Here is a 14,603-nt window from a genome sequence, read left to right on the forward strand (position 1 = left end):
AAATATTAGGAGAGAGTTTTGGAAGTGTCTAATTTAAAAATAATTTTGATACTAAAGTATGTGCTACAACAACATAACCCATTTGTAGCACTCAAGTATACTAAGCACTTTTACTTAACGGTGTTCCACTGTGAAACTTAAAGTCTTCGTCATCAGATAAAATTAACTGTGCTTCTATTTCAGCAAATTCTTTTACCCGCTCGGTAATATCAAAATCAGCAATGTCTTGAGCAAGGGTTAAATAATCTTGGTAATGACGTGCCTCAGAGCGCAGCAATGAAATATAAAAATCACCTAATCGTTTATCTACATGGGGTGCAAGCTTGGCAAAGCGTTCACACGAGCGAGCTTCTATGTAAGCACCTACAATAAGCTTATCAACTAAGGCATTAGGCTCAAACGTTTTAACATTGCGTAGCATGCCTTTGGCATAACGACATGGCGTTATACTTTTATATTCAACACCGTATTCATCCATAATTTCGAGCACTTGATAGAAATGATGCAGCTCTTCTTTTATCAGCATTACCATTTTATCAATTAAATCTTGGCCATAAGGCGAGTTAGATTTAGGGATAATGGATTTAGTGAGTTTATTTTTAGCCGCTAAATCACGCCAATTTCCCTCACGTTTATAAATAAGCGTTTCAAACGGTTTAAGCCATTCAAGCAGTGCATCACTACTCTCTTTATCTACCGCATACTTACGGATTAAAAACATGGCACTTTGCGCCGCTTTTAATTCACATATTAAGTGATCAATTAATATGATGGGTAAGTTTTCTTTTTTGATTGCTTGTTCAACCCACTCATCGGGAGTACTGCATAATAAAAAATTGTTAATTGGCTCTAAAAGCTGGCTATGTGGCACGCTGACTACTCATTGCTAAAAATTGCGATTATGGCATTTTAACATGAAATATTACTCTGAATAAAATAAACACTCGCCCTTATTGCAAGCATGTGGATAACTTGACTTTGTATACTTACTGAACCATAACTAAATGGACTGTATAAAAACAAACCAATTATAACCAAACAGTAATATATCCTTTTATGGAGAGCACGCAATGATACTAAATCACCTATGGGGTTTATACGCCCATCCACTCGAAGAATGGCAAACAATTGATAACCGTCACGAAAGCTTAACCTATAGCTTATCGCACATTTTGCTTATCGCTTTATTTCCCTCTGCAATGGGGTACTACTCATCGGTTTACTTAGGCTGGAGTATAGGTACAGGTAATCCAGTATTTTTAACCCATGAAAGCGCTCTGATGATTGGCGCAGCCATGTATGTCGCTTTAATTGGCGGTGTATTTGCACTGGCCTATTTAGCCCATTGGATGGCGGTTACTTTTGGTGCTAAACCGACTTTTACCCAAACAATTGAGCTGGCAGCTTATACCGCTACACCGGTGTTTATGTCGGCATTGGCAGCTTTTTGGCCTGAGCTGTGGTTTGTGGTGTGTGTTGGATTAGTTGCACTCGCCTACTCAGTTTATTTACTGTACACCGGCGTGCCAATTTTGATGCACATTCCGCAAGAGCGCGGCTTTATTTATGCAAGCTCTGTTGTTACCTGTGGATTAATTTTACTGGTTATTATATTAGCACTTACCGCTATGCTATGGACCAACGGTATTATCAGCCCCATGTTTACTTAAATATTCCTTTTCTATAGACGCAAAAAAGGAGCTGTTAAGCTCCTTTTTTTATTAGCCTTAAAATACTATCAGGCTAACATTACATTATTAATCAGATTCGTTTTCATCTTGATTATGTATTTCTAAACCAGATGACATTGCGTTTTCACGGATGCTTTTAGCTGAATCGTTGCGCAGCTTATCTATACGGTTTAAGTAATCTTGATCAATGTCGCCAGTAATGTATTGTCCGTCAAACACTGATGTTTCAAACTTAGTGATCTCTGGGTTTTCTTGGCTAACGGCAGCAATTAAATCGCTTAACGATTGAAAGATTAAACCATCAGAGCTAATGCTTTGGTTAATATCTTCTACTTCACGGCCGTGTGCAATAAGTTCTGCCGCAGATGGCATATCTATACCGTATACATTTGGAAAGCGTATTTCAGGTGCTGCTGATGCAAAGTAAACATTTTTAGCGCCTGACTCGCGTGCCATCTCTACAATTTGTGCCGAGGTGGTACCACGTACAATTGAGTCATCAACAAGTAGGACATTTTTACCTTTAAACTCACGGTCAATCGCATTGAGTTTTTGGCGAACTGATTTTTTACGAAGCTCTTGGCCAGGCATAATAAACGTACGACCAATATAACGATTTTTAACAAAGCCTTGGCGATACGGTAAGTCAAGCACGCGTGCCATTTCTAATGCAATATCACACGAGGTTTCAGGAATAGGAATAACCACATCAATGTCTTTGTCTGCCCATTCACGCGCTACTTTTTCACCTAACTTAGTCCCCATATTTACACGCGCTGCATACACTGACATACGGTCAATGGTTGAATCCGGTCGTGCAAAATAAACAAATTCAAAAATACACGGTGAGTAAGACACTTTATCTGCACAGCTTAAAGAGTGAAACTCTCCATTTTCAGTGACATAAATAGCTTCGCCTGGGGCAACGTCACGAACAAATTCAAAACCGTCAGGCTTTAATGCTACGCTTTCTGAGGCAAACATGTATTCAGTGCCGTTTGCTGATTCACGTTTACCAAACACCAATGGACGAATACCGTTTGGATCGCGAAACGCCACAATACCATGACCAATAATCATGGCGATAGTGGCATAACCGCCACTTACTTTATTGTTAACTTCAGTAACCGCGGTGAAAATATCTTCAGGGTCTAATTTTAGTTTGTCTGATTTACTTAGCTCATGCGCCATGATGTTAAGTAAAATTTCAGAATCAGAGGTCGTATTAACATGGCGACGTGCCTCTGAAAATAACTGCTCTTTTAACGACTCGGCATTGGTTAAGTTACCATTATGCGCAAGCGCTATACCAAATGGAGAGTTTACATAAAACGGCTGAGCCTCTGACGAACTTGAAGAACCCGCTGTTGGGTAACGCACATGGCCAATGCCAATATTGCCTTGCAAACGTTTCATATGACGAGTGTGAAATACATCTTTCACTAGGCCATTTGCTTTGCGCAAGCTAAATGTATTGTTCTCAATAGTTATGATACCCGCAGCATCTTGGCCACGGTGTTGCAAAACGGTTAAGCCATCATAAATCGCCTGATTAACTGGCGATGTTCCGACTATTCCAACGATACCACACATGTAATTTATCCTCGCCGATTAACGGTTTACTGAATTTAAAAAGCTCGAGTTGTTTTCTAGGTACGAAAAGAACCATTCAACTACGAAGCCAAATTCTGGAATCAAAATAGAGTTGCCCCACCAATGCGTACTTGGCGCACCAGTAAAAGCATCAAGAAAGAAGAGTAACGCGCTCACGACCAACACGCCTCGAAGAGCACCAAACACCACACCAAAAACACGGTCTGTGCCGGATAATCCGGTTCGCTGTACAAGCTCACCTAAAATATAGTTTAGTAAACCGCCTAACAATAGCGTCGCAAAGAATAATATGGCAATGGCCGCCGCATTTCTTAAAAGGGGTTCAGAAATGGATGTTAGGAAGGAAGCTAAATATTGATAAAATAAGCTGGAGATGATGAAAGCCCCTGCCCATACCGCTAATGACATAGCTTCTTTAACAAAGCCGCGTATTAAACCGATGATGGTAGAGAGTGCAATAATGCCAATAATGGCGTAATCAACCCAGATCATAAGAACCAATTAGTCGCTAATTTTGGGCGCATTCTATACCTAAACCTCCTTGTGATGCAAGTTTAAGCGTGAGATTACAGGTGAGTAAACACACACCATTATTAGATTAAAAATAGCGCAGACTCACCGTTATAAAAACAACAAACATTTTGTTTATAGCGCATCTATTTTGCATTTTTTGTGTGGGCATTGATAAGTAAAGGTAGCGAGCTAAAAATGGGACAAAGGTCTATTTAAACGTATAAAATAAGACGAGGTAAGTGTGTAATATCTCGCGATAAACACACTTCCTTTTATTGAATTTATTTGGTCACTTCAAATTGGGTGACTTTACCGTTGAGTTTGGTTAACTCTTTAAGTGCAGGAAGTTGAGATTGCAGTTCTTGTTTATTCAGTGATGGTCCGACAAAAACTTTCGTTAACGTCCCATTTGGCGTTTTAACTGGTTTAGTAAAAGTTTTAAACCCTTTAGCCTTGAGCTTAGCTTGCAGCGCTTTTACATTGGCTGCATGTGAAAAACTACCTAACTGAATAACATACGCCATGCTAGTTAAGTTTTCGTTAGCTGGGCGCGTAGGTTCTTGAATTGCAGCCGTACTGCTTTGGTTTGTATCAGGTATTACCGCTTCAACCATTGCAGGCTGGTCGGTAATGTCTGTTTGAGCAGCACTGTTTTGCTGTTCAAATGCGGCATCATCAGGCTGAATATCTTCAACTTCATCCTCTTTTAAAGGCTGTGCATTTGCCACTTTTTGATCGATTGATTCTTGCAAATCAATGGTCTTGAACTCAGAGCGTTCTGGAATCGCTTTAAAGCCTTCTTTATAGTGCACTTTTTCACCATCGAGTATATTGGGAATAAACACAATTGCTGCGATCACCACAATACTTGTTCCGACTAAGCGATTAATAAAACCTGAGTTCACCGACATCCTCTCTATTTTTTAAAGTAATGAATAGCGCCAGCCACGGTAAAAAATGAACCAAATACAATTAATAGTGTGTTAGTTGGCTGGTTTGGCAAGATAGCATCCAATGCTGCCTCTACGCTATTATAACCCTGTTTAAAATAACTATTAGGAATGCTTAAAAGTGCCTGATGTAAATTAGCAGCGCTATCGCCGCGTGGGCCCTCTAAGCTCGCAAACGACCATTCATCTACTACATCACTAACTTCTTTAAGCACACCAACCTTATCTTTATCAGCAAGCATAGCGGCTAATGCATGAATTTTAAAGCCTTTATCTTTATAGCTTGCTAATTTAGTCGCTAAATAGCGAGCTGATTCAGGGTTATGTGCTACATCGGTATACACTAATGGCTCTGCACTTAGTTGTTGAAAACGTCCCTCAACGACTAAGTTCGCTAAACACTGAGTAATCACCTCATCGCTCGGTAATAAGTTTAATACCGATAGAGCGGTTAATGCCGTGGCTACATTTTGGCATGGAATTGCTGGTTTAGGTAACTCAAGATTATGCTCTTTAAATTGCCAACTAAAACTCTGCGCGTGCTCTTTAAAAATAAAGTCGCTGCCAGATAACACCATATTAGCGTTAATTTCTTTACCATAATCGGTCATTGTATGTGGAATATTTAAGTCCCCAATAATTGCAGGAGTACTCTCTCGAAAAATACCCGCTTTATCATAAGCAACTAATTCACGCGTGTCACCTAAGTATTCTTTATGATCTAAGTCGATGGTGGTGATGATGCTGGCATAGGGGGTAACAATATTGGTCGCGTCAAAACGCCCGCCTAAACCTACCTCTAACAGCACGTAATCAACCTCTAAACGCTTGAATATTGCTAACGCGCCTAAGGTGCCATATTCAAAATATGTCAGTGGGGTGTCACCACGACCTTGTTCTAATAAATGAAACGCATCGACATGGTATTGATCGTCAAGCTCTGCGCCATCAACGCGTACGCGCTCATTGTAACGAATTAAATGCGGAGAAGCATACGTACCAACACGATAACCTTGGGCTAATAACAGTGACTCTAAACAACGTGCTGTTGTGCCTTTGCCATTGGTGCCTGCAATAAGAATGATTTTACTTGAGGAGGTTAAAAGCCCAATGTTGTTAGCAACACGAGCAACGCGTTCTAAACCCATTTCTATATTAGCAGGGTGAACACTCTCTAAATAACAAAGCCAATCATCAAGGCTTGATGATTGGCTAGGAATTGTTTTTGTCATAGCATGTAATCAGTAAAGCTGAAATTTACGCTACTCTATGCTCTTGTTCCGTAGAAGGCAAGTTCATAAATTTTGCTAAGATACGTGCTAGCGTATCGCGCATTTCTCGACGGTCTATAATCATGTCGATTGCGCCATGTTCTAACAAGAATTCACTGCGTTGGAAACCCTCTGGTAGCGTTTCGCGAACAGTTTGTTCAATAACACGCGGACCGGCAAAACCAATCAAAGCTTTAGGCTCTGCAACATTAATATCACCAAGCATTGCCAATGATGCTGATACACCACCCATTGTTGGATCTGTCATTACAGAAATAAACGGTAGGCCTTTTTCAGTCATTTTAGCCAGTGCCGCACTGGTTTTAGCCATTTGCATAAGTGACATAAGGGCTTCTTGCATACGAGCACCGCCCGATGCAGAAAAACAAATCAGCGGCATATTATGCTCTAAACATTGGTCAACCGCGTCAACAAAACGAGCACCCACTACCGATGCCATTGAGCCACCCATAAATGAGAATTCAAATGCAACAGCAGCAACCGGAATGCCTTTTAGGTTCCCTTTCATTGCGACAAGCGCGTCTTTTTCACCGCTTGACTTTTGAGCTGCATTGATACGATCTGAGTATTTTTTTGAGTCTCTAAATTTAAGCACATCTTTAGGTTCGTGTTGGGCACCTAACTCGTGACGATCGCCTTCATCTAAAAACTGTTCAAGACGTTTACGACCACTAACACGCATATGATGATCGCATTTAGGGCATACGTTCAGTGATTTTTCTAATTCTGCTTTATATAAAATTGAATCACATGACGTACATTTAGCCCATACACCTTCTGGAATTTCTTTACGACCTGAAGATTTAGTCGTTTTTGGTAAGATTTTTTCTAGCCAACTCATTTGCAACTCTCTTAATGCTGTTCTGTGTCGCGAGTCTACATGTTAACCATGCAAACAAATTTTTCCAATTAAAACATGAATTACGCTGTCACGGTATAAAAAACTGGTCTTAGTAGTTAGCAATACGAATAACAGCGTATAAATTTAGCCTCAAAATATACACATCTCGTTACTTATCAAATATCACTGTCGGCTAAAAACAATGGTCCTAGCGGCGTTCTAGGGATATTAAAATGTTCTGGATAATCAACATCCACTAAATATAAACCTGCTGCTTTTGCTGTTGCGCTCGCTTTAGCTCGCTCTTTAACATCTAGCAGCTCTTTTAACCAAATTGGTTCATGTTTATGTAAGCCAATATCCATTAAACAACCCGTAATATTACGTACCATATGGTGTAAAAACGCATTGGCTTTAATATCAATAATGACATAAGCACCTTGGCGCTGTACCGATAAATGATGAATCGTTCGCGTTGCCGTATTAGCTTGGCAGTGCAGCGCTCTAAACGAGGTAAAGTCATGCTCACCTAGTAAATATTGACACGCCTGCTGCATTTTCACTTCATCTAGTGGGTGATGAAAATGTGTAACACCTTCATTTAATACCGCACCACGAAACGCATAATTGTAAATAACATAACGATAACGACGAGCAGTTGCACTAAAGCGGGCATGAAAGTCTTCCGCCACAGGTTGTGCAAAACGAATAGCAATATCTTTGGGTAATAAGGTGTTCATACCTAATGTAAAGGCCACCATTTCACGCTCAGCATGTGTATCAAAATGCACTACTTGTCCAGTGCCATGTACACCGGCATCGGTACGCCCTGCACATACAATTTCAACTGGATGATTACAAATGCGCGACAACGCTTTTTCTACTTCTTGTTGTACACTATTTACGTGTGATTGACGCTGCCAACCACTGTAACGTGCGCCATTGTATTCTACTCCAAGTGCTACTCGCATAATTACTGCTTTACCTACTGTGCTAATCGACGCTGCATTTTATGCTATATGGCGTCCCAATAAAAGCAGCGAACTAAGGTTCCTAACTATGCAATACAAAAAACCCGCTATTAGCATCACTAATAACGGGTTTTCATATCAACCATACCTTACAGGAGCTTGGTTATTAATTTTTAAGTTTAGCCTTTAAGCTTTGCGCTTCTTCTTGCACATCATCCGGGCCATTATTAATGATCTCATCCAGGATTTTAACTGCTGAGTCTGCATCATCAATCTCAATATAGGCATGTGCAAGATCAAGCTTAGCTGAGTAACCCCCGCTTTGGGTATCAACATCCATAGGGTTATCACCAGCCAGAAGTGAATCATACTCACCTAAACCAACATCCATATCGACGTCTGTGTAAGGTTCGTGATCTAAATCAGCTTCATCGCTTTGCTCTAACAATGCATCAATATCAACAAAGTCATCCTGCGCTAATGGCTCAGTAACCTCAGGTTGCTCAATAGGCTCTTGCAACGAGGATGCGCTTTCGTCAGCTAAGTCTTCACTTAGTAAGCTATTAAAAACAACATCAAACTCACTGCTGTCACTTAAATCAACATTTTCAGGTTCTGCCAGTTCATTAAGCAAGGCATCAAAATCAGTTTGTGTTAAATCAGCCATGAACTCATCGTCAAGCTCATCATCTGAAATCATGTCTGATTCTGGCGATACTGGGCTTTGCGTTAAATCAGCTTCACGGTCAGCGTTCGTTTGCTCGTCAGTAAACTCTGATGATTCAGCTAAAGCATCAAGTTGTTCATCATCAAACTCATCGTCTGTGCTAACGCTTTGCTCATCTGTAATTTGTTCAGTCAGCTTTTCAGGCTCTGAAGCTTCATTATCTAGACCTTGCGCAGTGTTTGACTCTGAAAACTCATTGTCTAGTAATAATTCATCATCAAAATCGTCTTCTAAGCTATCGAGATCATTACCTGCGGATAGTGCATTAGCGAGATCTTGCTCTGCTTGACTTGGTGACATACCCGTTGCATCACCGTCTAAATTATCACCTTTTAGCTCTTCTGGTGTTAGTGATTGATGCTCTTCATCAGATAAAGGCAACTCATCATCAAGCTCTAACTCAGGATATTCTTCAAGCTCTTCACTCGGTGTAACTATTTCTGGCTCGTATAGCTCATCGTCATCTGTCGATAAATCATTGTTTTGGATATCACCAGCAAGCGGATCATCACCTAAATCAATTTCATCTTCATCAAGCTCATCGTTTAAATCGTCGAGTGACCAATCAGGAACGTGTTCATCTGCATCGCTTGTTTGCTCAAGTTCACTTAAAAGATCATCAACGCTTTTAAAGTTTTCACCGTCGTACTCGTCAAGCGCATCTTCTGGGTCGAGTAAGGTTGAAGACGTATCGGTAAAGTCATCTTCTGATTCAACGTCAAACTCAGGATCTTGTTCAAGCTCTGGTTCTACTTCAAGCTCAGGCTCTGGTTCTGCTTCAAGCTCTGGTTCTGCTTCAAGCTCAGGCTCTGGTTCTACTTCAAGCTCAGGCTCTGCTTCAAGCTCAGGCTCTGCTTCAAGTTCAGGCTTTGCTTCAAGCTCTGGGTCTACTTCAAGCTCTGGTTCTACTTCAAGTTCAGGTTCTTCTTCAAGCTCCGGTTCAGCTGCAACTTCTGGCTCAGCTTCAAGTTCTGGTTCTGCTTCAAGTTCTGGCTCAACTTCAAGTTCAGGCTCAACTTCAAGTTCGGGTTCTACTTCAAGTTCAGGCTCTACTTCAAGCTCCGGCTCAGCTTCAACTTCTGGCTCAGCTTCAAACTCAGGCTCTACTTCAAGTTCAGGTTCAGCTTCAAGCTCTGGTTCTACTTCACGTTCTGGTTCTACTTCAAGTTCAGGTTCTTCTTCAAGCTCCGGCTCAGCTTCAACGCCTGGCTCTGGCTCTACTTCTGGCTCAGCAAAAGATGAAGCGATAGATTCTACATCTTCACTATTTAACTCTTCTTGCGCGTCAGTTAAATCTTCAATTGAGTCCGCCAATGCATGATCTATTTCAGAATCATGAACATCACTTTCAGGTTGCTCCGCATCCAGTACATCGTCAATATCTACTTCGTCTTCATCAACTAGGCTGTCGATGTCTGGCTCTTCACTTTGAGCTTCAGTAGCCGGTTGCTCAGCATCAAGTAAGTCGTCAATATCAACTTCATCGTCTTCATCAACTAAGCTGTCAATATCAGGCTCTGCATTTTCGACTTCAGCAGCAGGTTGCTCTGCATCAAGTAAGTCGTCAATATCAAATTCGTCACCTTCATCAACTAAACTGTCAATATCCACGTCTTCACTCTCTGCAGCAGCGGGTTGCTCTGCATCAAGTAAGTCGTCAATATCAACTTCGTCATCTTCATCAACTAAGCTATCAATATCAGGCTCTTCATTTTCGACTTCAGCAGCAGGTTGCTCTGCATCAAGTAAGTCGTCAATATCAAATTCGTCACCTTCATCAACTAAACTGTCAATATCCGCTTCGTCACTCTCTGCAACAGCGGGTTGTTCAGCATCGAGTAAGTCGTCAATATCAAATTCGTCATCTTCATCAACTAAGCTGTCAATATCGGTTTCTTCACTCTGTGCAGTAGCGGGTTGCTCTGCATCGAGTAAATCGTCAATATCAAATTCGTCATCGTCTGCTGATGTGTCAGTTGCCTGCTCATTATTTTCATCGAGTAAATCATCAATGTCGAAGTCTTCGCCCTCTTCGGCGAGCTCTTCACTGAGTGCAGCCATATCATCATTCGATTCACCTTGGGGTTCATCAGGCAATGAATCGTCATCTTCTTCATCAAACAGGCTATCTAAATCATCCGCACTTAAAATATCATCCGATTCGTCAAGATTAATTGTATCGCCCGTGTCATCCTCATCAGGGCTATCAAAATCTTGTTGCATGAAAACATCAAGTTCATCGCCCTCAGTATTTTCATCCTCAAAAACAACATCATCATTAAGTAAGCTTTCTAACTCATCTTGATCTAATAAACTGTCATCATCGAGATCATCATTAAATTCCACATCATCATCAAGTAATACGTCATCCATGTTCTCGTCTAACTGCACACTTAAATCATCAAGTGGATCGGGAGCAGGCGCTTCGTCAAGCGTGGGTTCTGGCATTTCATCTAGAGGGTCAGTATAAGCAGGCGCTTGTGGTATAAATTCATCATCGTTACTCTCAGGCTCTTGGTTATTACCACGCTTACGCAGCCACATAACTACAGCAAAAATAATCAACAACGCTGGAATGGTCATTAATAAAATGAGTACCAAAGGGTTCGAGAGTAATGCAGCAAAGCTAAATTCATTCTCTTGCTCTGCATCTTTTAATTTTTGCTGTGCAATGATCTCGTTTTGCTTAACGATTAATTCTTTTAACTGTTGTTGAATTTCACTATCTTGGCCTAGTTGTAAACGAACATTTTCTAACTCGTTTGAAATACCTGTCAGCTGTTTTTTAAGGTTGTTGTTTTCAACTAAAATCTCTTCTACGTTACTAACCGAACTTTTAAACTGCTGCTGAAGCTCAACTAATTTATTACCTTGATCTGTTTTAATAGCTTTTAATTCTTGTTGTAATTCTTTTTTGGCTTTATCAACGTCTGCTTTGCGGGCTTGGGTTACTTGTGTTTGTGCTGAATTGATCTCTGCTTGAGTGAGTGTGCCATTTTTCTTTTTTTCCCACAGTTCATCGTCTTGCTCAGAACGTTGCTTAGCTAATTGCGGGTTTACTCGTCTAATTTCTGCCAAAGTAGGTATTTTTAAATACGAACCACTTTGCATGTGATTTAAGTTTTGTTCTAAAAATGAGTTGGGGTTTTTGTTATACAAGGCCTGCATAACTTGATAAATGCTGACTGAGTTATCTGGGCGAACTTTAACGGCAATACGCCAAAGTGTATCGGTTGGTTTTATTGGCCCAATAGAGCGACCCTGCGCGCCGTAATCTGCGCCTTTAGGCCCTCTTAATTGGGTACTGTCTTGAGAGTAAACAGTCGTTACCATCAGTGCAGACGCTAATATAATAAGTGAAACGAAACCGCGCATGCTGATCCTTTAATGTTTAAATGTTAACGCAGCGCTTTAAAATTGGCGCTTAAACATTGATTATTCTTGCCGTTGTTAGCCACGTGGCCAACGCACATTTTTATTACAATCTATTTTTATTGCAAGCTCTATTCCAGTTACAAACTATAAACCAGTTAAGCCATAATATCCATCGCAACGCATTGAAAATAAATACCTTAAACATCATGATAAAAATGTTTTTATGTTGTTTATCAAGATGTTTACACTCTCTCAGTTAATAAGTGGCAAAAAAATGGCGGTTAAAGCATAAAAAAACGGCAAACCACTGTGGTTTGCCGTTTATTGAAATTATCACTATTTTCAGGCTAATTACATATAATTAGCAATCAGCTCTTCTGCTATTTGTACACTATTGGTTGCAGCCCCTTTACGGGTATTATCACTTACTACCCACATATTTAATCCATGTGGGTGTGAAATATCAGCACGTAAACGGCCGATATAAACAGTATCATTACCACTGGCATCCGACACAGCCGTTGGGTAGTCGCCAGCATCATCAATTAGCTCAACACCTGGCGCATCACTCAAGAGTTGCTTTACATGCTCAAAATCATAAGGCATACGCGTTTCAATATTAATTGACTCAGAATGACCAAAAAATACAGGGACGCGAACACAAGTCGGGTTTACCGCAATGGTTGTATCGCCTAAAATTTTATGCGTTTCGTTTACCATTTTCATTTCTTCGCGCGTATAGCCGTTATCTTCAAAGCTATCGATTTGCGGTATTACATTAAACGCAATTTGCTTAGGAAATATTTCGTTTTCCATTGGGCGTGCATTCATTAAATTTGCAGTTTGTTTAGCCAGTTCATCAACTGCCTCTTTACCCGCTCCCGACACCGCTTGGTAAGTTGAAACGTTAATACGATCAATGCCGTATGCATCATAAATAGGCTTAAGCGCAAGCATCATTTGAATGGTTGAACAATTAGGGTTGGCAATAATATTACGATTTCTAAAATCGGCTAGGCTCGATGCATTTACTTCTGGCACAATAAGCGGCACTTCAAAGTCATTTCTAAAGTGCGATGTGTTATCAATAACGATACAGCCAGCGTCTGCGGCAATAGGGGCATATTTTTCAGATACACTGCCACCAGCAGAAAATAAACCGATATGCGCTTGGCTAAAATCAAAGCCTTCAACATCACGTACTTCTATGGTCTCACCACGAAACTTTATATCTTCGCCAGCACTGCGGCTGCTTGCTAATAAAAACAGCTGATCGACCGGAAATTTACGATCTTCCAAAGTTTCAATGATTTGACGACCTACAAGGCCTGTAGCGCCGAGTACGGCAACGTTATATTTTTGCGACATATTTCATCCTCTGTAAGCACGATTAAAACAACCGTGCTAATTAAATTAGTTTGCTGTAGTAAAACCAAGCTGCGCAAGTGCAGCAAGCTCGGTGCTATCACCTTCAACCACCACGGTGCTAAATTCACGTCGGGTTGGATAATTTTTTCGTAAACTGTCAAAGCCTTCATCGGCCAAGTGACGCAGTAAAATGCCATCATCACGGCGTACGTCATAAACTAAGTGCACTAAACGGGCTATATCTGTTTCGCTAAAACTACTTCCTAGGGCGACTTTTTTAATTGCAGGAGGCGGTAAAAAATCATCAAGCGATTTTATTGCGTTAACCCCTTTTAGCTCGCACAAGCTTTGATACAACATTTGTGTACCCCGAGCTTTACCCTCAAGAGTATGTCCGGCAATGTGCACACTGGCATAGCGAACATGCTCAAGTAACTCGGTTAAAATGTTAGGTTCGTTTTCCCACACATCCAACACTAAATCGAGCTCAGCGCCGGCTTCCATCACCTCAAGTAATGCTTGATTATCAATCACATCACCTCGGCTGGCGTTAATTAAAGTAAGCCCAGGTTTAAGCGTAGTTAAGCGCTTTTTATCAAGCATATGCAGTGTTTTATGCGTACCTGTTTTTACTAACGGCACATGAAACGTGACTATATCTGACTGCGCTAATAGCTCATCAAGCTCAACGTGCTCGGTTAATAGCCCTTGCTCATACTTTATTGGGTCGCACAATAGTAAATTAACGTTAAGTGCTTTTAGCTTGTGCGCGAGGCAACTACCAATATTACCCACACCCACAATACCAATTGTTTTCCCGCTTAATGGGCTGGCGTTTTCTTGACTTAATGCAAATAAACTACTGATCACATATTCAGCAACCGCAATCGCATTGCAGCCTGGTGCACTGGTAAAAGCAATATTTTTTGCGTTGAGCAAATCGGTATCAATATGATCCACACCAATAGTGGCTGTACCTACAAAGCTTAGCTTATTAGCCTGTGCTAATAATTCACTATTGACCTGCGTGACTGAACGAGTGAGTAATACATCAACATCAATGAGTTGTTCTGGAGTTAATTGCCTGCCATCAAATCGTTCAACCTCACCCATATCTTTAAAGAATTGCTCAACTAAAGGCATATTTTGATCGGCAAGAATTTTCATTGTGAATCCGTTTGGCAAAATGAGACCCTATTGTAACGAACAACCGCCTATTTGCACAAACGAAAAAGCCGAGCATTTTGCTCGGCTTTAAAAT

Annotated in this window: 11 protein-coding genes; 1 reads left to right on the forward strand and 10 read right to left on the reverse strand. The window is 40.8% G+C overall.

All coding sequences use genetic code 11. The features are described from left to right. Window positions 1–100: 100 nt before the first annotated feature. On the reverse strand, window positions 101–871 hold the full coding sequence (gene miaE, locus N523_RS0114235) for a tRNA isopentenyl-2-thiomethyl-A-37 hydroxylase MiaE (protein ID WP_016899267.1): 771 nt from the start codon (window positions 869–871) through the stop codon (window positions 101–103). Window positions 872–1,070: 199 nt separating this feature from the next. Here miaE and N523_RS0114240 point away from each other — a divergent pair, with 199 nt between their 5' ends. Continuing rightward, the gene (locus N523_RS0114240) at window positions 1,071–1,670 is read left to right on the forward strand and encodes a Yip1 family protein (protein WP_008111059.1); all 600 of its coding nucleotides are present in this window, start codon (window positions 1,071–1,073) and stop codon (window positions 1,668–1,670) included. An 87-nt stretch (window positions 1,671–1,757) separates the two neighbouring features. Here the strand turns inward: N523_RS0114240 and purF are convergent, their stop codons facing one another. From purF to N523_RS0114285, 9 genes are all read right to left on the reverse strand, one after another. Then, window positions 1,758–3,284 (reverse strand): amidophosphoribosyltransferase, encoded by a 1,527-nt coding sequence (purF, locus tag N523_RS0114245; protein WP_013465461.1) that lies wholly within the window; start codon window positions 3,282–3,284, stop codon window positions 1,758–1,760. A gap of 18 nt (window positions 3,285–3,302) precedes the next feature. After that, entirely contained in the window at window positions 3,303–3,797 is a 495-nt protein-coding gene (locus N523_RS0114250) for a CvpA family protein (protein ID WP_028834032.1), read from the reverse strand. A 302-nt stretch (window positions 3,798–4,099) separates the two neighbouring features. After that, window positions 4,100–4,723 carry an SPOR domain-containing protein gene (locus N523_RS0114255; protein WP_013465463.1) on the reverse strand — a complete coding sequence of 208 codons (624 nt, stop codon included), beginning with the start codon at window positions 4,721–4,723 and terminating at the stop codon, window positions 4,100–4,102. A gap of 11 nt (window positions 4,724–4,734) precedes the next feature. Then, window positions 4,735–6,000: a bifunctional tetrahydrofolate synthase/dihydrofolate synthase gene (gene folC, locus N523_RS0114260; RefSeq protein WP_028834031.1), complete on the reverse strand. Its 1,266-nt coding sequence runs from the start codon at window positions 5,998–6,000 to the stop codon at window positions 4,735–4,737. A 25-nt stretch (window positions 6,001–6,025) separates the two neighbouring features. Beyond that, window positions 6,026–6,901 (reverse strand): acetyl-CoA carboxylase, carboxyltransferase subunit beta, encoded by an 876-nt coding sequence (gene accD, locus N523_RS0114265; RefSeq protein ID WP_013465465.1) that lies wholly within the window; start codon window positions 6,899–6,901, stop codon window positions 6,026–6,028. A gap of 176 nt (window positions 6,902–7,077) precedes the next feature. Further along, window positions 7,078–7,872, reverse strand: coding sequence for a tRNA pseudouridine(38-40) synthase TruA (truA, locus tag N523_RS0114270; protein WP_013465466.1), 795 nt, complete (start codon window positions 7,870–7,872; stop codon window positions 7,078–7,080). A 166-nt stretch (window positions 7,873–8,038) separates the two neighbouring features. Further along, a complete protein-coding gene (locus tag N523_RS0114275; protein WP_028835969.1) occupies window positions 8,039–11,974 on the reverse strand; it encodes a FimV/HubP family polar landmark protein in 3,936 nt (1,311 codons plus the stop codon). 351 nt (window positions 11,975–12,325) lie between these two features. Next, the gene (locus N523_RS0114280) at window positions 12,326–13,342 is read right to left on the reverse strand and encodes an aspartate-semialdehyde dehydrogenase (RefSeq protein WP_013465468.1); all 1,017 of its coding nucleotides are present in this window, start codon (window positions 13,340–13,342) and stop codon (window positions 12,326–12,328) included. 45 nt (window positions 13,343–13,387) lie between these two features. After that, entirely contained in the window at window positions 13,388–14,509 is a 1,122-nt protein-coding gene (locus tag N523_RS0114285) for a 4-phosphoerythronate dehydrogenase (RefSeq protein ID WP_028834029.1), read from the reverse strand. Window positions 14,510–14,603 lie beyond the last annotated feature (94 nt).

The sequence above is a fragment of the Pseudoalteromonas sp. 23_GOM-1509m genome (assembly GCF_000518425.1).
Lineage (GTDB): Bacteria > Pseudomonadota > Gammaproteobacteria > Enterobacterales > Alteromonadaceae > Pseudoalteromonas > Pseudoalteromonas tetraodonis.